General features: G+C 37.2%; 18 protein-coding genes. 1 reads left to right on the top strand and 17 read right to left on the bottom strand.

The window, feature by feature from the left end; translation table 11 throughout:
- Positions 1-124: 124 nt before the first annotated feature.
- Positions 125-496, top strand: a complete 372-nt coding sequence (locus tag IEV09_RS09690; RefSeq protein WP_188368100.1) for a YccF domain-containing protein — start codon at positions 125-127, stop codon at positions 494-496.
- Between the two features lie 37 nt (positions 497-533).
- Here the strand turns inward: IEV09_RS09690 and IEV09_RS09685 are convergent, their stop codons facing one another.
- From IEV09_RS09685 to macP, 17 genes are all read right to left on the bottom strand, one after another.
- Positions 534-1,970 carry a glycoside hydrolase family 1 protein gene (locus IEV09_RS09685; protein WP_188368099.1) on the bottom strand — a complete coding sequence of 479 codons (1,437 nt, stop codon included), beginning with the start codon at positions 1,968-1,970 and terminating at the stop codon, positions 534-536.
- Positions 1,971-2,142: 172 nt separating this feature from the next.
- The gene (locus IEV09_RS09680) at positions 2,143-3,804 is read right to left on the bottom strand and encodes an extracellular solute-binding protein (protein ID WP_373281482.1); all 1,662 of its coding nucleotides are present in this window, start codon (positions 3,802-3,804) and stop codon (positions 2,143-2,145) included.
- Between the two features lie 194 nt (positions 3,805-3,998).
- Positions 3,999-6,077 carry a DNA topoisomerase 3 gene (locus IEV09_RS09675; RefSeq protein ID WP_188368097.1) on the bottom strand — a complete coding sequence of 693 codons (2,079 nt, stop codon included), beginning with the start codon at positions 6,075-6,077 and terminating at the stop codon, positions 3,999-4,001.
- Between the two features lie 95 nt (positions 6,078-6,172).
- Positions 6,173-6,538 (bottom strand): DUF1033 family protein, encoded by a 366-nt coding sequence (locus IEV09_RS09670; protein WP_188368096.1) that lies wholly within the window; start codon positions 6,536-6,538, stop codon positions 6,173-6,175.
- 158 nt (positions 6,539-6,696) lie between these two features.
- A complete protein-coding gene (gene mnmA / locus IEV09_RS09665; protein ID WP_188368095.1) occupies positions 6,697-7,818 on the bottom strand; it encodes a tRNA 2-thiouridine(34) synthase MnmA in 1,122 nt (373 codons plus the stop codon).
- 130 nt (positions 7,819-7,948) lie between these two features.
- Positions 7,949-9,820 (bottom strand): ABC transporter ATP-binding protein, encoded by a 1,872-nt coding sequence (locus IEV09_RS09660; RefSeq protein ID WP_188368094.1) that lies wholly within the window; start codon positions 9,818-9,820, stop codon positions 7,949-7,951.
- Positions 9,801-11,636 (bottom strand): ABC transporter ATP-binding protein, encoded by a 1,836-nt coding sequence (locus tag IEV09_RS09655; protein WP_188368093.1) that lies wholly within the window; start codon positions 11,634-11,636, stop codon positions 9,801-9,803. The genes IEV09_RS09660 and IEV09_RS09655 overlap by 20 nt, the downstream gene beginning before the upstream one ends.
- 74 nt (positions 11,637-11,710) lie before the next feature.
- Entirely contained in the window at positions 11,711-12,388 is a 678-nt protein-coding gene (locus IEV09_RS09650; protein ID WP_188368092.1) for a sensor histidine kinase, read from the bottom strand.
- A gap of 9 nt (positions 12,389-12,397) precedes the next feature.
- Positions 12,398-13,093: a LytR/AlgR family response regulator transcription factor gene (locus IEV09_RS09645; RefSeq protein ID WP_188368091.1), complete on the bottom strand. Its 696-nt coding sequence runs from the start codon at positions 13,091-13,093 to the stop codon at positions 12,398-12,400.
- Positions 13,094-13,163: 70 nt separating this feature from the next.
- On the bottom strand, positions 13,164-13,508 hold the full coding sequence (locus IEV09_RS09640) for a DUF1831 domain-containing protein (RefSeq protein WP_188368090.1): 345 nt from the start codon (positions 13,506-13,508) through the stop codon (positions 13,164-13,166).
- A 77-nt stretch (positions 13,509-13,585) separates the two neighbouring features.
- Positions 13,586-13,867, bottom strand: a complete 282-nt coding sequence (locus tag IEV09_RS09635) for a hypothetical protein (RefSeq protein WP_188368089.1) — start codon at positions 13,865-13,867, stop codon at positions 13,586-13,588.
- Positions 13,868-13,879: 12 nt separating this feature from the next.
- Positions 13,880-15,019 carry a cysteine desulfurase family protein gene (locus IEV09_RS09630; RefSeq protein WP_188368088.1) on the bottom strand — a complete coding sequence of 380 codons (1,140 nt, stop codon included), beginning with the start codon at positions 15,017-15,019 and terminating at the stop codon, positions 13,880-13,882.
- Positions 15,020-15,097: 78 nt separating this feature from the next.
- Positions 15,098-16,066: a ribose-phosphate diphosphokinase gene (locus IEV09_RS09625; RefSeq protein WP_188368087.1), complete on the bottom strand. Its 969-nt coding sequence runs from the start codon at positions 16,064-16,066 to the stop codon at positions 15,098-15,100.
- A gap of 70 nt (positions 16,067-16,136) precedes the next feature.
- Positions 16,137-16,676: a C39 family peptidase gene (locus tag IEV09_RS09620; protein WP_188368086.1), complete on the bottom strand. Its 540-nt coding sequence runs from the start codon at positions 16,674-16,676 to the stop codon at positions 16,137-16,139.
- Between the two features lie 4 nt (positions 16,677-16,680).
- Complete coding sequence (locus IEV09_RS09615) at positions 16,681-17,244, bottom strand: cysteine hydrolase family protein (protein WP_188368085.1); 564 nt, start codon at positions 17,242-17,244, stop codon at positions 16,681-16,683.
- Positions 17,245-17,255: 11 nt separating this feature from the next.
- Positions 17,256-17,951: a 5'-methylthioadenosine/adenosylhomocysteine nucleosidase gene (locus IEV09_RS09610; RefSeq protein WP_188368084.1), complete on the bottom strand. Its 696-nt coding sequence runs from the start codon at positions 17,949-17,951 to the stop codon at positions 17,256-17,258.
- A gap of 32 nt (positions 17,952-17,983) precedes the next feature.
- Entirely contained in the window at positions 17,984-18,268 is a 285-nt protein-coding gene (gene macP / locus IEV09_RS09605) for a cell wall synthase accessory phosphoprotein MacP (RefSeq protein WP_188368083.1), read from the bottom strand.
- Position 18,269: the final 1 nt, after the last annotated feature.

Raw genomic sequence — 18,269 nt, 5'->3', positions numbered from 1 at the left:
CTTATTTTGTATCCCCCAAAAAAACATCCACGATAATCAATTATCGTGGATATTTTTTATTTGTTTTTTTGTAAAAAATCATTTAACATAAATGTATCCATTCAAATGAAAGAAGGTGGCTTTTATGAAAGTATTAGGAAATATTATTTGGTTTCTTTTTGGTGGTTTTTTCGGCGGACTTAGTTGGATCGCAATCGGTGTTGTCTGGTGTCTGACAATTATTGGGATTCCTGTTGGGCTACAATGTTTCAAGTTGGCTTCTCTAAGTTTTTGGCCGTTTGGCAAAGAAGTCGTTTATGATGCTTCGACAACGTCACTTTTATTAAATATTTTATGGATCATTTTTGGTGGTATTCCACTAGCTATTGGTCATTTTATCAGCGGCGTCCTATTGATGATTACGATTATCGGTATTCCTTTTGCCGCACAATCCTTTAAACTCGCTCAATTGGCTTTAATGCCCTTTGGTGCCCGAGTGGTGAAAACAAGATACTAAAAAAAACGGTAACTTTCGAAAGTTACCGTTTTTTTGTTTATAAGCTTGCGCCGTTTGTTTCAATCACTTCTTTGTACCAGTAATAACTATCCTTTTTGTAGCGGTCCAGCGTCCCGCCTTCTTCGTCACGATCGACATAAATAAAGCCATAGCGTTTTTGGTAGCCATTTAACCAACTCAATAAATCTGTAAATGACCAAGTACAATACGCCCAAATCTCACAACCTTCATCTGCCGCTTGTCTCAGTTCTTTCAAATGAGCGGATAAGTAAGCAATGCGATAATCATCATGAATTTTATTGTCTGCTGTTTTTTGATCAAAGGCACCGAGACCATTTTCTGAAATAACAATCGGTAAATCATACCGACTCGTGATTTCTTTACAAGCATAACGCAAACCAGAAGGATCAATCACCCAATCCCAGTCTGTGGTTTCTAAATAAGGATTACTTGGATTTTTATAGACACCAGGAACGCCAGTCACTTGCCCTGTCCCTTTTTTACCAGTGGTATTGATTTCTCCAAAGGGTGTCACACCGTCTAAAGGATTATACTCAACGGTGGCTGTTTGATAATAATTCACTCCCATAAAATCGACCAGTTTCGCTGCAGCGACTAACGTTTCCAATTCCTCTTCTGTAACCGTTGGAGCGACGCCTTGTTTTTCTAAATAACGCATCGCTGTTTTGGGATAACGCCCATAGGCATAGACATCCATCCACCAAAAACTCTTTAAGTTGTCGTGATCGAGCTTTGCCATACCGTTTTCTGGACGGCTATCAATTGCATAGCTTGGGCTATAAGCAAAACTTGCGCCAATTTTCCCTTCTGGCATAATTTCTTTAAATGCTAAGACGGTTTTCGCATGCGCTAAAAAGGCATGGTGATTAACTTGATAGTAGGTTTTTTCTTCATTAAATTTACCGGGTGGATGCATTGCGCCCATCCAGCCAAAATAAGTGAAAATATTTTGTTCATTCATCGTAATCCAGTAATTGACTTTCCCTTTGTAAGCATGAAATAAATGCGTCGCATAGGCCACGTAAGCGTCAATCACTTGTGGATTTTCCCAACCACCATAAGCTTCTTCTAATGCTTGTGGCAAGTCCCAATGATACAAAGTGACCATCGGTTCGATCCCATATTTTAGACATTCATCAATAATTTTTCCGTAAAAATCAACGCCGGCTTGATTGACTTCACCGACACCTTTTGGAAAAATACGTGTCCAGGCAATCGAGAAACGATAGGTTTTTAAACCCATTTCAGCCATTAAAGCAATATCTTCTTTGAAACGATGGTAATGATCAACCGCTACTTCTCCTGTCGTTTCCTTAAATGTTTTCCCTGGAATCTTAACGAATTCATCCCAGTTCGAGACACCTTTACCGTCGAGGTCATGTGCACCCTCAATTTGATAGGCGGCCGAAGCACTGCCCCATAAGAAACCTTCTGGCATTGTTAACTGACTCATTGCTAAATCCTCCTTCAAAAAAATCATCACTGCTCCTTCATTTTCCTATAGGCTGAATGATTTGTCTACCGTAAAAAGAAGAGCTTTTTCCTTCCTTATCGCATCAAAAAATCATGAGATGAATGTAATCGCTCATCTCATGATTCTTGTTAGTTTACAAGTATCTTATTTCTTACTCTGCATTTTCCCAGCGATCATATGCTCCTTGATAGACCTCTACATAAGTGGCTACATCCATCCCTTCGATTGTTTCCACATATTTATCCCAGTTTTCAATTGGCTCTAAACCAGTAATAAACTTAGCTTCCATTTGTTCCACGTAGGCTTTTAAATCTGTCGCAATATCACGTACTTTCTCTGATTCTTCTGTTGTTAAATACAATAATGGAAAAGTAACTTTAGCGAAGGGTTCGATTTTTTCATTTGTTTGTTCTTCAATAAAATCATTAAAACTGGTATCGACTTTATCATTCGCATTCGCAATAATCGGTGTATATGTTTTCTCACTTCCAGGGAAACTCATCTTAGGTACTGGAATGCCATAATCAGGTGTGACTTTTGAACGCGAATCTTCTGTGTTGTCTATATCCACACCCTCAGTGAAAACACGTACTCGTTCCCCTTGATCGTTTTCAGCATATTCCCATAATGCCCCTTCAGGTCCAACATTTAAGAAGTCGCTGCCTTCAGGTGTATAAAAGTAATCGACCCAACGTAAAGAGGCTTCTGGTGAAGGATTTTTACTTGTAATCGCAAATGTTGCACGTCCTAAACGCGTACTAGCTGGCGCAATCCGTTCTTTATTAATATCTGAAGTTAACGGGAAAAACATTGGGTCATTGATTGCTTCTTTTTCGGTTTTCCCTGTGGTAAACATTGAATACCAATCTGGGAAGACACCTAATTGGTTATTTTGTCCTTTAGCTTTTTTCTGTTCGCCGGATTGCGAATAGACTTCTTGGTCAATTAATTTCTCTGAATATAATTTATTCATGTATATTAAAAATTCTTTATAATTTTCAGTAATCGGTGCATAAACAACGGTTCCATCTATTTCTTCGATTGTACGATCGGTTAAACCAAATGCTCCTAATAGCCACAATCGAGAGTCCATCTTCTCATCCGTAAATGGAATTTCATCTTTTTTTCCATTGCCATTTGGGTCTTCGTCTCTAAAACGAACGAGTAAATCATAAAATTCATCTGTTGTTTTCGGTAATTCTTTCACGCCTAAAGCGTCTAACCATTCACCATTGTACCAAAGCGGCCAGCGAGGCCAAATGGATGTGGATCCTCGAGGGATAAATGGTAAGGTATAAATATGTCCACTTGGTGTCGTAATTGATTTACGTATTTCAGGATTCTCTTCTAATATTTTATGAAAGTTGGGCATATTTTCTTCAATTAATTCTTCTAATGGTATTAAGATTCCTTGCTCACCATATTGCATTTCCATCTCAGGAGTTAAATTATTTGCATCTGTTCCAAATAATACATCTGGTAAATCACCACTAGCAAATGCTAAGTTTAACTTTGTTGCAAAGTCAGCCATTGGTGGTGTCGTGAAACTAAATTCAATGTTGGTTTTATCTGCCATTGACTGAAAAACAGCCATGTCCTTCCATTCAGCCATCCCAGCTCCTGGTCCCATCATCGTCATCTCTAATGTTTCTTCCACAACGGGAAACTCGCCAACTGTTCCAAGTTTAATACCTGTAGTCTCCTTCTCTGGAGTCGTTGACTCATCATTTTTTTCATTTCCTACACCACAAGCCGCTAATAAAATACCACATGATACTAAACCTATTAAGATTTTTTTCTTGTTCATTAACATCTCTCCTCGGATAGTTATTTTTATGAAACAAATGATTGCTAATTAAAAAAAGTTCGTTATGCTTCTCCTTCCTTAAATTTGAATCCGCTTTCATTCTAACATTCATTTTGATTGTGAACAAATATTTATTTTCATTACTAAATAACGCCCCTGAAAAGTGCGCTTTTAACGTTCACTTCTCAGGGGCGATTCATTTAATTTTTTTCCATCGCGGCTTTCAATGCTGCTGCTAATGGGCTTTCTTGTGCTTCTTCTTCTTGGCTGTATTTTTTCACGAGGCGTCGCTCTTCATGTTTCGTCATTTTTTTCTTACGTTCTTTGTTGTCTAGCATTTTTTCGCTAATACCACAATATTTACATTTGAAGAATGAGCCGTTCTTACCATCAATAATCTCCATTTTTTTATGGCATTGAGAACAACGACGATTCGAAACTTTTGGATCTTTACGGCGACGGTAACTACAGTCTGCACTGCTACACACATAGATTTTTCCATCTTTCGTATTGCGTTCTCGTAGTGCTTCGCCGCACTCTGGACAAATTTTGGTCGTTAATGAAAAATCTTTATACTCTTGTTTCGAGTCTTTGATTTCGGCAACTAAACGTTTCGTGTCTTGTTCAATTTCTTTTAAGAAGGCTTGTGCTGTTTTCTTTCCTTGGGCAATCGCTTCTAAGTCTTTTTCCCATTTCTCGGTTAAATCTGGACTAACAAGTGAGGGATTGACGAGACTTAATAATTGCTTGCCTTTTGGTGTCACAGCCAAAGCGTTACCACGGCGTTCCATCAATTCTGACTTGATTAACTTCTCAATAATTTCAGCACGAGTCGCCGGTGTTCCTAATGAATGTTTCTCCATTTGTTGCAGTAGGCTACCTTCTGTTGCGAGTTTTGGTGCACTCGTTAATTCTTGATTGACTTGGAAATTGCCTTTAATGGTGGTGATTTTTTGCCAATCAATTAATTCTACCGCTTTGCCTTCGCTGGCTTTCCAACCAGCTTGCAACACTTGCTCTTGTCTAAAGACAAACAGATGACCTGAAAAATCAACGGTCGCTTTGACATTTTGCGTGACATGCTTTTCAGCAAACAAACCTAAGAAGCGCTCCACAATTAAACGATAAATTTTAACTTCATCACTTGTCATTCTTTCGACACGTGGGCTTTCTTCTGTTGGGATTAACGCGTAATGATCAGTCACTTTTTGATCATTAAAAACACTCGTCAAGCGAACTTGGCCGCCATTTTTAATGTATTCTTTCGCACGAGGATCAAAACCAGCAATTGCTTGTAAGCGATCCTTCATTGTATTCGCGACATCTTTCGGTAAGTATTTTGAATCCGTTCGCGGATAGCTGACCGCTTTATGACTTTCGTATAGACTTTGAACGAGTGACAGTGTTTTTTTAGCTGAAAATTGATACAACTGATTGGCTACTCGTTGCAATTCCGTTAAATCATAAGGTAACGGCTGACTCAGGCTTTTTTCTTTTGATTCGACATTAACGATTTTACCTAATGTCCCACTTAATTCTTTCACAAGGCTTTCTGCTTGTTTGCGTTCCGTAAATTGTTGTGGATTTTTCAACTGTAACCGACCTTTTAACGTTTGGTATAGCACATCGATTGAAAAATAAGTTGTCGGAATAAACTTCTCTGATTTTTCTTGTGCTTGATTGACTAAACTCAACGTCGGTGTTTGTACACGACCGGCAGATAGACTATCTTGGTATTTAACCGTTAGCGCACGTGTCACGTTTAAACCAATTAACCAGTCGGCTTTTCCACGAGCAACTGCTGACTGATACAAGTTTTCAAATTGCTTAGCAGGCTTTAATTGACGGAATCCTTGTTGAACCGCTTGTTTGGTTTGCGAGGAAATCCACAGTCGTTCCATTGGTTTATTGGTTTTAATCCATTCAAAAACAAAACGTCCAACAGCTTCCCCTTCACGTCCGCTATCCGTTGCAATTACGATACCTGAAACATCTTGACGTTTCGCTAAATCACCAATCAGTTTTAACTGACGACTCGTTTTCGGTAAAGGTTTTAAACCAATATGTTTCGGAATCATTGGTAAGGTTTCTAAATTCCACGTTTTCCATTCTTTTTGAATGTCTTCCGGTAATTTCAGTGAGAGCAAATGCCCGTATGCCCAAGTAATAATATAACGATCACTTTCAAAGTAATCTTTTCCACGTGGGGTCGCACCTAGTACTTTGGCAAAATCTTTTGCGACACTCGGTTTCTCTGTTAAAACTAATTTTTTACTCATATATTCTCCTTTATTGAGGCAGTTTTTATCCAAATGAAAAACTGTTACTTATTCTATTATAAGCAACAGTTTCTATTCGTCAAAATCATTTTCAATTAAGCTTGTTTACGAACACAAACTTTCTCTTTTTCTTTTTCACTAATGCCTTCATAAAAGGCGCGGTCCACTTCTACAGTCAAAGCTTTGTTATCTTTTAATAAAGCTAAACCTAAAAATAATTGCAATCCTTCGACACAATCTTCACACCAGTATTCCTCGCCATCATTCCAAAAAGCGGTTAAGAAATTCGGTTTAATATGAACATGTTCATATTTTGCGCGTAGCGTCTCCCATTGTTTTCGATAGGCAGCTTGCGCGTCCTCAAAAGTACTAAATTGCTGGATTTCACGAACGGATTCTTGCCAGTCATCAAAAAACCACCAAGGTTCATTTTCTCCATACATCGTTAGAACTTGATACATCCTTCTTCACCTCACGCTTTTTCTTAATTAACGTCATCTTAATCATTTTTTTGTTTTGATTCAATTAATTTGCTTGTGAAGAAAAGGGTTAAACAAAAAAACACTCGAACAATCGATTCTTACCGATTGTTCGAGTGTTCAGCTATTTTTGCTAACGATTAAACGTATGCTAAGACTTCTTCTGCTTGGAAAGCTTGATCAATTAATCCGCCACCTAAACAAATCATGCCATCATAAAAAACAACGGCTTGTCCTGGTGTGACCGCTCTGGCTGGCGTATCAAAAATCACTTCTGCTTGATTATTTTCTAATAAACGAACCGTTACTGGTACATCTTGTTGACGGTAACGGAATTTCGCTGTACAACGGAATTCTTTTGGTTTTTCTTCATTCGTCGTAAAGTGAATTTCACTCGCCGTCAATTTATCCGCAAAAAGCATTGGATGATTGAAACCTTGCCCGACATAGAGTGTGTTGCTTTCTAGGTCTTTACCGACAACGAACCATGGTTCTTGCGTTGAACCACCACCACCGATGCCTAAGCCTTGGCGTTGTCCGATTGTATAATACATTAAGCCATCGTGTTGTCCTTTGACTTCACCATCAAGTGTGACCATGTTGCCACGTTTGGCTGGTAAATAGTTTCCTAAGAATTCTTTAAAATTCTTTTCCCCAATAAAACAAACACCCGTTGAATCTTTTTTCTTAGCCGTTGCTAAATTCGCTTCTTCAGCAATTCGGCGAACTTCTGATTTATCCATGCCACCTAATGGGAACATGGTTTTTTGTAATTGTTCTTGTGACAATTGACTTAAAAAGTACGTTTGATCTTTATTATTATCGACACCGCGTAACATTTGCACGACACCATTTTCATCACGAACTGCTTGCGCATAGTGACCGGTTGCTACATAGTCGGCACCTAAATCCATTGCATAGTCTAAAAAGGCTTTGAATTTAATTTCTTTGTTACACATCACATCCGGATTCGGTGTGCGGCCTAGACGATATTCTGCTAAGAAATATTCGAATACACGATCCCAATACTCTTTTTCAAAATTGACCGAATAGTACGGTATCCCAATTTGAGCGGCAACTTTCGCTACATCTTTGTAATCCTCTGTTGCGGTACAGACACCATTTTCATCGGTATCATCCCAATTTTTCATAAAAATACCAATTACATCATAGCCTTGTTCTTTCAACAAAAGCGCTGTTACTGACGAGTCCACCCCGCCACTCATGCCGACAACTACACGAATTTTACTGTTGTCTGTCATGAAAATCACCATCATTTCATTATAAATTCTGAATTCTACGATTTGAAGGTCGCAACTTTTTCAGTACTTGCCATTATACAAGAGAATCATGAAAATTTCACGAGAATCGTATTTTTTTATAAAAAATTATTTATTGATAATATTGAGCTTGCGCTGTCCAAAGTTCTGAATATTTTTCTTTTGACTGATTGACCAGTTCATTATGATGCCCTCGCTGGATAATTTCGCCTTTGTCAAAAACTAAAATTTCATCACAGAAACGACAACTGGATAAGCGATGAGAAATATAAACAGCCGTCTTGTCGGATACAATTTGATTGAATTTTTGATAAATCTCTTCTTCTGCAATAGGATCAAGTGAGGCAGTTGGCTCGTCTAAAATCATAAATGGGGCATCTTTATACAACGCTCTAGCAATCGCAATTTTTTGAGCTTCGCCACCTGAAATCTCGATACCAGCGGGATTAAAATCTTTATATAAATAACTTTTAAGCCCCTCTGGACTGTGATCTAATCGCTCTGAAAAACCTGACTCATCCAATGCAAGCTTTACTTTTTCTTCTTCATATTCGCGATTCGCTGCTACATTTTCACCAATCGTCAACGATAGTAACTTGAAGTCTTGAAATACTACAGAAAAAAGATTCAGATAATCAGTATAATTATATTTCCGAATATCAATCCCATTTAATCGGATTTCCCCTTCTGTTGGATCGTATAATCGGCACAATAGTTTAATAAATGTTGTTTTTCCAGAGCCGTTTTCACCAACAATAGCAATTCTTTTTCCAATTTCAAATTTCAAGGAAATATTTTTTAAAACAAACGTATCCGAATCAGGATACTTAAAAGAGACGTTACAAAATTCAATTGAGTAATTTCGATCAGAGCGCTTTTCCGTTGTGAGAGTTCCTTGATATAATTCATTTGGTTGATCTAATAATTCAAAGTTTACTTGTAAAAATTCAGCATTTGTTTGCGTGCTTCCGATAGCCTCAACAAATTTTGAAACATGATTTGCTAGTGATAAGATTGCTCCGATATATTGTGTCACAGAACCTACTCCAAAAGCACCGCCCCAAGCCTTCAAACAAACATATAAATACACAAAACCACTAAAAATAACAGAACTTATCGCGGCCAAACTTCGAAAGATACCAATACCTCCTCGAGAGTATTGAGCAAATAAGGAGTTACGATCTTGGTAAACATTATGTTCGAGTATGTATTGTTCCGTTATTTTATCTTGCTCATACATTCGAACATCAAGTCCTCTATCACTCTGATTCATATAGTAACTAAAAAACATACCAAAGCGATTACCATCCCTACTTTCTGATGCTAGCCGAATCCAATATTCGCCACTCTTATTCATAAAAAAAGGAGGCAACATCGTTCCAAGAATAGATAAGATAAATAAAATAGCCACTAATAATGGGTGATTTAACCAAATGAGCTCATCGGAAGTCGTAGTAACCACTGAAGTGAATAAGCTAAAAGTTAATAACACGCCACCTAATATCCCCAAGATTGATTGGAATATCTCCTCAGTAATTTTTAAAACCCTTAATAAACCAACACCCGTCCAATTCTCACTTTCTTTGATCTGAGTTCGTAAATCATGAATATGACTTGTTGCAAATTTTTGATAATCCATCGTTAACATTTTATCAACATAAAATTCTGAATTCAATAAAGAACTCATCCCCTGATATTTCATTTTTTGGTAACGGACGACTTCTTTTAAGATGCCCAGGACGCTCTCAACGACTAATGTCCATACAATCCATTTTACTAATTCTTCGACTCGTCTTTGATTTCCCAATTCATTTAATATTTTTGCACTAAAATAAATTAATACGTAAGGCATTGCAACGATAAGTAGTGATTCCAAGAATAGGTAGATAATCAACTTCGGTTCTCTTTGATACCAAAGCTTCATTCCTCGCTGATGTAATTGCCAACTTTTTTTAAGAGAGATTTTAGATTGTGTTGTATCCATCAAACTCAACCTCCTCTTGGTAGTATTTTCGTTGTACATCAAACAATGCCTTATATTGACCATTCGCTATTAATAATTCTTCATGATTTCCTTCTTCGATTACTTTTCCTTGTTCTAAATAAATAATTCGATGACAAAAACGTGTTGAAGCTAAACGATGAGAGATAAAAATAGATAACCGATTCTCAATTAATTCATGGTATTTTTGATAAATGTCATTTTCAGCAATTGGATCAAGGGCTGCTGTCGGTTCATCTAGAATTAACATCGGGGAATCTTTATAAAGTGCTCTAGCCAACATTAGTCGTTGCAATTGCCCACCAGACAATTCAATTCCATCTTCATAAACTAGTTTTCCTAAATGTGTTTCAATTCCTTGAGGAAGCTTAGCAATCACTTCCTCTAATCCGGCTTTTTTGATACACTCTGTTACTTTTGATGCGTTTATTTTATTTATATCCTGTGTTATATTTTCTAAGATTGTTGTTTCTAAAATCGAGAAGTTTTGAAAAACAGCACTAAAATGGCGATAGTAATCGCGACGATTAAACTCTTTAATATTGATGCCATTTAATCGTACCTCACCACTTGTTGGATCAAGAAAACCACAAATTAATTTTACCAAGGTCGTCTTTCCTGCTCCATTTAATCCAACAATTGCTACACTCTCCCCCGAACGAAAGCATAGATTTAAGCCTTCAAAAGTTGGAGTTTTTGCTCCTGGATAAGTAAAAGAAACATCGTTCAGGCAAATCTCATACTCTTGATGATTATCGGGCACTATCTCTCTACCATCTTCGAATAAAAAGGGCTCATCATATTCAAGAAAATTTCTTAAATGAGAGATATCTAGACTCTCTTGATGTAATTTTGAAAATCCTGTTAGTATCATTTGTATCCATTGACTAAATCCGCTAATTGCCATGAAATAGAGTAAAAATTCTGAAACAAGCCACTCATTCAGGATACTTAAGTAGACTAAGTAACTATAGGAGATACTATTCCTTAAGAGATTCAACCCCACATCTAATAAATTTGCTTGTGAATAATGTTTTTCTTTTTTACTTACAAGCTCTTGATAGTTTAACAGAGCTTTTTGATACATTTCTTTCAACCATGCCGCCATACTGAATAAGCGTATATCTTTTGCAAAAGCTAAATCTTCGCCTCTTTGTTGAATATAATATAACTCTTTATTTATTTCCTCTTCGCTTTCACGATATTCCTGTGCTTTGCGATTCATTTTTTGATGAAATAAGTAACTGAGAGAACTTGTGATAATGACAATCAGCGCTAAAAATAGATTCAAATTACTTAATAGTAAAAGATAAATCACAAATCCCAAAATACTTTGAATAATTTTTGAGAACGTCTCCCAAATTGCTTCAGTTGCTGATCCATTAGACATTGTCGAACGCATCGCAGTCGCATACTTTTCTAAAAATCGTGAGTCTTCAATATTTGGATAAGATGTCTGTTGTATTTTTTTCGACTCTTGGGCAATTAATTGTAGACGTAATCCTAAGCGCCCTAATGTCGTATTCGCTGTTAAATATGCCAACAATCCTTTACAGACAATTAAGCTGACTACAAAAAATAATAACCAATTAATTACATTCAGTAATGAACCTCGTACTTCAATTTGTTGCAATAATATAGGAGTTATTAATAATTCCAACAAACGAATCGCTACTGTTAGACAGGCCATACCTACCATGATAAAAATGACTGCTCTTTGATATTTCCATGCCAATTGAAACATGTACAAACTATTTTCTCTCATTGTGTAATGAGATTTTTTCATATTTTTTTCCATCATCTCTCCTTCACCTCATATACAAATTAACAAAAAAGACCCTTTAAATGTGCTTTCAGGGATAACTTGCGCATTTAAGGGGCTGAATGGTTCACTTCTTGAGGTAAAAGGATTTCTGTTGTAAACGCGCCATCCTCACTATTCGAATGAATATATCCTTCCAACTTTTTGACGACTTGTTCTATTTGTACCAAACCTAATCCACGATTCTCTCCCTTAGTTGTTTTAAAACGTCCTCGCCATTTTGATTGTTTTTTCAACGCTGTAAAATTCGTAAAAGAAAGATAAAGTTGTGTTCCTTTTAACTCCATGTATAGCCGAATCAAACGTTCATTTTCTTCCAAAGCAAGACTCGCTTCAATTGCATTATCAAATAAATTGCCCAAGAGTACACAAAAATCAATTTCAGAAATCGATAGCGTAAAAGGGATATTAGCATCGGCTATTACTTGAATATTTTTTGATTTTGCTAAAGAAATTTTACTGTTTAAAATAGCATCTGCCATTTTATTTCCTGTTTTAAGAGTCAGTTCGACCTTTGATAAATTCTCATCTAATTCAGTCAAGTAACGGTCCAATCTGGTTAAATCTCCCATAGCAACATAAGCTTTCATCCCCTGAATATGATTTCGATAATCGTGTCGCCAACCACGCATTTGTTGATACATATTTTCAACTTCTGCATAATGCGTCTCTAATAACTCTGCTTGGTAAATTTCAAGTTGCTGTTTAGCTCTGTTTTTAAAAATCATTTTTTCTCCTTACAGCAATCGAATCATTTGCTGATTCAATTCATCATATTTTCCACGTGCCAATGGTAATACCGTACCATCTTTTAAAATAACTTCTTTTCGTGTTGCCTTTTGAATCCAAAGTAATTGGACAACATATGAGCGATGGATTTTAAAAAAAGTTTCATCTAATGATTGTTCAATTTCTTTTAGCGTCCTCTTAATTCGAAACTTTTTTTCTCCATTTAACGTTGCATAATTACCTTGAACTTCAATGTAACGTAATTGTTTTAAAGGAATAGAGTGTGTTACACACCCACTTTCAATCACAATTATTTTTTCTTCCTCTCGTAGCTGTAAAATTCCACGGTTTAACACTTCATATAATTTTTCTACTTTGACAGGCTTTAATAAATAATGCAAAGCCGCAACGTCGTATCCTTGAGCTAAATAATCGCTATAACCAGAAATAAAAACAATGGGAACGGTCTCATTTTGTTGTCTAATTCTTTTAGCCAATGTCACACCATCAATTTGTTTCATTTCAATGTCTAATAATAATAAATCGAAATACGTAGTCTCATAAGCAAACAACAATGCTTCTCCAGATGAATACTTCTCAATGTGAATATCCTGAAGCTCTTGTTTTGCCCATTCTCGTACCAATGTTTGAATGTATTCTCGATCAATCGCTTGGTCATCGCAAATACCAATTTTATAAACCATCGTAAACTCCTTATATACAAAAAAACTTGAAACACAGAATCGCTTCTAACTGTCTCAAGTTTTCAATTGTTTATTCTACTTTTTCAAATAAGCCTCGGCTGATAAAGCCGTCCATTAAGAAATAAAATTTCTCTTGTAACATTTCGTGTTGTGTTCCTTTAAATAAATTAACTGCTTTTAAACCGTTCGCTGTTGTGATAGACATTTTTAATGTCTTGATATCATTATCAACCGTAATTTTTAATTTGAAGCCTTCCTTACTTTGAGGAGTCGCTTCGAGTGAACGAATCAATTGGAAGTTTTTACCGTTTGTTTCGATAAATCCATTGTCACGTAATGTGTAACGTTTTGCTTCTGGTGCAATTCGATAATATACATCCGAACCTAAAATTGTTGCTTGTTTTTCAAATGCCATTTCTTCACCTCATCTAATTTCTTACTTTAATTATAAGAGTTTATGATACTGAATACTAGTCTCTTTCGACTAAAAACTTAATCTAAATCCGAGCGTTCAATCGCAATCGAAGGGTAATGCGCGAGTAAATCAAGCCGCTCATCTAAATCGATACCATAGACCATGTAGTAACCATTCGGATCGCTTTCTGTGACTTCCTTGTAAACGTCTTTAATTTTATCAACGTCTGAAGATACATAAATCAAAGAAACAACACCTATTTTATCGCTCGTCTTGTTTGATTCTACAGACCCTTTCATGATTACTTTCAAATCACTCGAACTGTTTAAACCAACTTCTAACCAATTTACCTCTTCCATCCACAGCACCCCTTATTTTTTCAATCGATGCGTCAACGCCACTAACTGCTCTGCCAAGTTTTCAACTTCTGTTTGAGTATTGCCTAAACCAAAACTAATCCGAACCGATTGATGGATACTTGGATTGTCTTTTCCATGCATCGCTTCTAAAACATGTGACGGTTCAACATTTCCTGCACTACAAGCTGAACCTGTTGAAATGGCCATGCCTTGTAAATCCAAGTGCATTAGCAATAAATTACTAGCAATACCTTTTAGCTGTAAGTTGATAATATGTGGGATTCTTTCAGCTTTTCCACCATTAACTTCGAACACAACTCCAGCATCTTTTAATCGTTCGAATAGTAATTGATTAAATCCTTGGTATCTTTCCCAATTCATTCGTTGTTGTTCCTCTGACAATTGTTGTATAGCAACGGATAAGCCGACAATTCCAGCTAAGTTTTCCGTACCTGCACGGCGTTTTTCTTCTTGCTCACCGCCATGTAATAATGGGGATAGTTTAACACCTCCACGTTGATACAAAAAGCCGACACCTTTTGGTCCATTGATTTTATGAGCTGAAATACTAAGTAAATCAATGCCTAACGCTTTAGGTTCCAGTGTTATTTTCCCAAAGACTTGAACCGCATCCGTATGAAAGGTGGCTGAATGAGTTGCTAATAGCGTACCAATTTCAGCGATTGGAAATAATACACCTGTTTCATTATTGGCATACATGATCGAGACTAAGATCGTATCCGTTCGTAGTGCCGCTTCTACTTGTGCGACACTAATTTGTCCATTCGAATCCACCGGCAAGTATGTGACTTCAAATCCTTCGTTTTCTAAATAAGCCATCGAAGCAAGGACTGCTGGGTGCTCAACATTGGTTGTAATGATATGCTTTCCTTCGCTTTGTCTTGCTTTAGCCGTTCCGATAATGGCCATATTATCGCCTTCTGTACCACCACTAGTAAAAACAATTTCATTTGCTCGCACTTGAAGTGTTGATGCAATCAATTGGCGTGCTTCTTCTAGTTTTTCATGCGCTTTACGGCCGAACTGATGAATGCTGGAAGGGTTGCCGTAAACATCTTCCATTGTTGAGACCATCGCCTCTAGAACGACTGGGTTAATTGGTGTTGTTGCTGCGTGATCAAAATAGGACATTTCTTTTGCCTCCTACGAATAGAATAAAAAAACCGCGCCACTTGAAAAAATAGTGTCACGATTTTTTATAAATAATTTTTACAAATAACTTTTCTCTTCTAAATGAAAGAGTGGGCTCATTGGCGTGTTTTCGTGGATACGTTTCATTGCTTCTCCCATTAATGAAGAACAAGAAATATACGTCAAGTTACTTGGTTGACGATCCTCATCTGTTAAACATGAATCCGTTACACAAATATCAACGATTTGAGCTGCTTCTAAAACTTCTTTAGCTGGTGGTGATAATAGGGCATGAGAAGCACAGGCATATACTTCTTTCGCTCCTGCTTCCATCAATAAACGTGCAGCAGTTGCGAACGTTTTCCCTGTATTTAACATGTCATCCACTAAGATACATGTTTTACCAGCTACCTCACCAATTACATAGCCTTCTTCTAAAGACTCATCTTGATCAACGATTGCTAATGTTGAATTTAAATATTCTGCTAAACTACGCGTGCGTTGTACGCCACTGTTTTTAGGAGAAACAACAACACAGTCATCGCCTTGAAGTCCTTTTTCTTTGTAATAATGCGCAAATAACGGCATTGTAAACAAGTTATCCACTGGAATATCAAAGAATCCTTGTACTTGAACTGTATGTAAATCAAGTGTTAATACTCTTGTTGCTCCCGCTTCAACGAGCATGTTGGCAATTAATTTTGCACTAATTGGCTCATGAGGTCTCGCTGTACGGTCTTGACGTGAGTAAGCATAGTAAGGTAAAACAACGTTAATTGTTTTTGCACTTGCACGTTTCATCGCATCAATCATAATTAATAACTCCATATAAGAGTTGTTTACTGGTGCATTTGTCGCTTGAATAATATACGTGTGAATCCCACGAACACTTTCCTCGATGTTAATGGATATTTCACCATCAGCAAAGGTTTTTACGACCGATTTACCTAACTTTTTGCCAAAAGCACTCGCAATTTTTTCCGCTAATGGTAGATTACCATTTAAACTAAAAATTTTGACCGTTTCATCATGGTATGTATTACTCATAATTCCCTCCGCTTGTCTGTTGTTTATTCGTACACATCGTCCTTATTTTAGCATTAAATCGCCCTTAATTTCAAGGTAAAGAGACTGTTCCGTTTACCCAAGTGACTGGAATCTTCGTTTCATAATTCCCCCAGTTATCGTGGACTTTAAAAAAGCGGTTTCCCTCATCATCTTCTAAGTAAGCATAGGCCACCACCCAATGATTGCCGTACGTGCTTCCAAGAAATCGATTCACACCGACAATCACTGGTTTCCCTTCATCAATTCGCTTAATTGCTCGTTGCCAGCCACCTACATATGTTGCTCGACCGCTGATTGGATAGTTATAAAAACGAAAGAAACGCGACAAACCATGGGCAACTTGCCAAGAAATTGTTGGTAAACCATGGTACTGAATAAAAATCTGTAAAACGGATGCCAGTCTTTGAACATCTGTTGTATCTTTACGTCGAATAAACGTTGGAATCATTGTTTCATCAAAATAGTCTTGATAGTAAGCAATTAAAACACTGGCTGCATAAGTACCACAAAGATAACCTTTAGGCGTCTTCCAATGACGGTAGCGTTTAAAGCGGTTTGGTTCAATGCCGTGCCATACATTTTTCTCCATTTGATTATTCTCCTTTGTTAAATGAAATAAGTGTGCCACCCAACGTTGCTTGCATATGCTTCAATGCCCAAGCGTGTCCCACAGGATCAAAACTTTGAACAGCATCTTCAACAATAAAAATACGATAGCCTAAGTTATACGCATCGATTGCCGTATGGAGGACACAAATATCGGTACAAACACCCGTCAAATAAAGATCGGTAATTTGACGCTCACGTAAGCGAATATCCAAATCCGTGCCACTAAACGCAGAATAGTGACGCTTATCGATCCAATAAACTTCTGGCTGTTCTTGATGCTCCTGATAGACATTGGCTAAGGCGCCATACAACTCACGACCTTTTGTTCCTGCTAAATTATGAGGTGGGAACAGTTTATTTTCTGGATGAAAAGTATCGTTTTTTTCATGACGGTCAATCGCAAAAACGACAAAATTTCCTGCGTCGATAAATCCCTTTGTCACCCCAACTAACGCCGATTCAATCGCCTGTCCGGGTGCTCCTGTTGTTAATGCGCCATCGGTTGCTACAAAATCATAGGTGTAATCAATTGATAACAAAGCTTTCATTTCGTCCACTCCTATTCACATAAGTTGATAAAGCGTAGAACCATTTCGGCTGAACGTTTGCCAGCTAATTCAATAAATTCATCGAAACTAACCGTTGCTTCATGGTCAGCCGTGTCACTCATCGCGCGAACGACTAAACAAGGGACGTCAAACTGATAAGCGGTTTGGGCAATGGCCGCCCCTTCCATCTCACAAGCAAGTGCCTCTGGGAAGTTTGTTAAAATTTCTTTTAAACGCACGGGATCAGCAATAAAACTATCACCTGTTACAATTAAACCTGATTTAACCACTTGGTCGGTCTCTTTTGCTGCTTGTGCCATTATTTTTGCATAGACTGGATCAGCTTCGTAGTAAAGTGGCATGCCACCTGGAACTTGTCCATATTGATAACCAAAGACCGTTGCGTCGACGTCATGGTAAGCCAATTGATCAGCAATCACGATATCACCTACTGCTAAGCCTTGACCAATACCACCGGCAGATCCTGTATTAATGACTAAATCCACATCATATTGCTGAATAAGCAGGCTCGTTGTAATGGATGCCAAAACTTTCCCAATGCCTGATTGTACAACAATTACCTCATGACCATTGATTTCACCACTATAAAATGTTGCACCTGATTTTTTCCAAGTGCCTAATTTTTCTAACTGTTCTTTTAAAACGGCAACTTCTTGTGCCATTGCACCGATTACACCAATCTTCATTTCATTAACTCCTCAATTTCTTTGTTCTATTTTTATAAAAAGAAAATAATCAACATCACCACAATTATTAACACAGATACAATCAAAATCCACTTCATTAAAAAATTACTCATTTGGCGTGATTTTTCTTTTTCACCCGTTCGAGTTTTTGTGATATTTGATTGCTTTTTTCGTTTCTTACGATAAATATTATCTATTTCTTTTTCTTCTTTTTGATAAGCTTTCTCTGCTTTTTTTTGCTTTTTTTCGCTCATTGCTTCTAACTCTTCCCGTCGTTTTCTAAGCTCTGAACGAGTAATCATTGGTTCTTTTGACATG

It is taken from the genome of Enterococcus alcedinis, assembly GCF_014635985.1.
GTDB classification, from domain to species: Bacteria; Bacillota; Bacilli; order Lactobacillales; family Enterococcaceae; genus Enterococcus_I; species Enterococcus_I alcedinis.
Note: the sequence above shows the minus strand (reverse complement) of the source record. Positions and strands in the feature narration are given on the sequence as shown.

Coding starts and splice junctions, on each gene's coding strand:
- IEV09_RS09690 (WP_188368100.1), top strand. CDS start 125: ATGAAAGTATTAGGAAATATTATTTGGTTTCTTTTTGGTGGTTTTTTC.
- IEV09_RS09685 (WP_188368099.1), bottom strand. CDS start 1,970: ATGAGTCAGTTAACAATGCCAGAAGGTTTCTTATGGGGCAGTGCTTCG.
- IEV09_RS09680 (WP_373281482.1), bottom strand. CDS start 3,804: ATGTTAATGAACAAGAAAAAAATCTTAATAGGTTTAGTATCATGTGGT.
- IEV09_RS09675 (WP_188368097.1), bottom strand. CDS start 6,077: ATGAGTAAAAAATTAGTTTTAACAGAGAAACCGAGTGTCGCAAAAGAT.
- IEV09_RS09670 (WP_188368096.1), bottom strand. CDS start 6,538: ATGTATCAAGTTCTAACGATGTATGGAGAAAATGAACCTTGGTGGTTT.
- mnmA (WP_188368095.1), bottom strand. CDS start 7,818: ATGACAGACAACAGTAAAATTCGTGTAGTTGTCGGCATGAGTGGCGGG.
- IEV09_RS09660 (WP_188368094.1), bottom strand. CDS start 9,820: ATGGATACAACACAATCTAAAATCTCTCTTAAAAAAAGTTGGCAATTA.
- IEV09_RS09655 (WP_188368093.1), bottom strand. CDS start 11,636: ATGGAAAAAAATATGAAAAAATCTCATTACACAATGAGAGAAAATAGT.
- IEV09_RS09650 (WP_188368092.1), bottom strand. CDS start 12,388: ATGATTTTTAAAAACAGAGCTAAACAGCAACTTGAAATTTACCAAGCA.
- IEV09_RS09645 (WP_188368091.1), bottom strand. CDS start 13,093: ATGGTTTATAAAATTGGTATTTGCGATGACCAAGCGATTGATCGAGAA.
- IEV09_RS09640 (WP_188368090.1), bottom strand. CDS start 13,508: ATGGCATTTGAAAAACAAGCAACAATTTTAGGTTCGGATGTATATTAT.
- IEV09_RS09635 (WP_188368089.1), bottom strand. CDS start 13,867: ATGGAAGAGGTAAATTGGTTAGAAGTTGGTTTAAACAGTTCGAGTGAT.
- IEV09_RS09630 (WP_188368088.1), bottom strand. CDS start 15,019: ATGTCCTATTTTGATCACGCAGCAACAACACCAATTAACCCAGTCGTT.
- IEV09_RS09625 (WP_188368087.1), bottom strand. CDS start 16,066: ATGAGTAATACATACCATGATGAAACGGTCAAAATTTTTAGTTTAAAT.
- IEV09_RS09620 (WP_188368086.1), bottom strand. CDS start 16,676: ATGGAGAAAAATGTATGGCACGGCATTGAACCAAACCGCTTTAAACGC.
- IEV09_RS09615 (WP_188368085.1), bottom strand. CDS start 17,244: ATGAAAGCTTTGTTATCAATTGATTACACCTATGATTTTGTAGCAACC.
- IEV09_RS09610 (WP_188368084.1), bottom strand. CDS start 17,951: ATGAAGATTGGTGTAATCGGTGCAATGGCACAAGAAGTTGCCGTTTTA.
- macP (WP_188368083.1), bottom strand. CDS start 18,268: ATGTCAAAAGAACCAATGATTACTCGTTCAGAGCTTAGAAAACGACGG.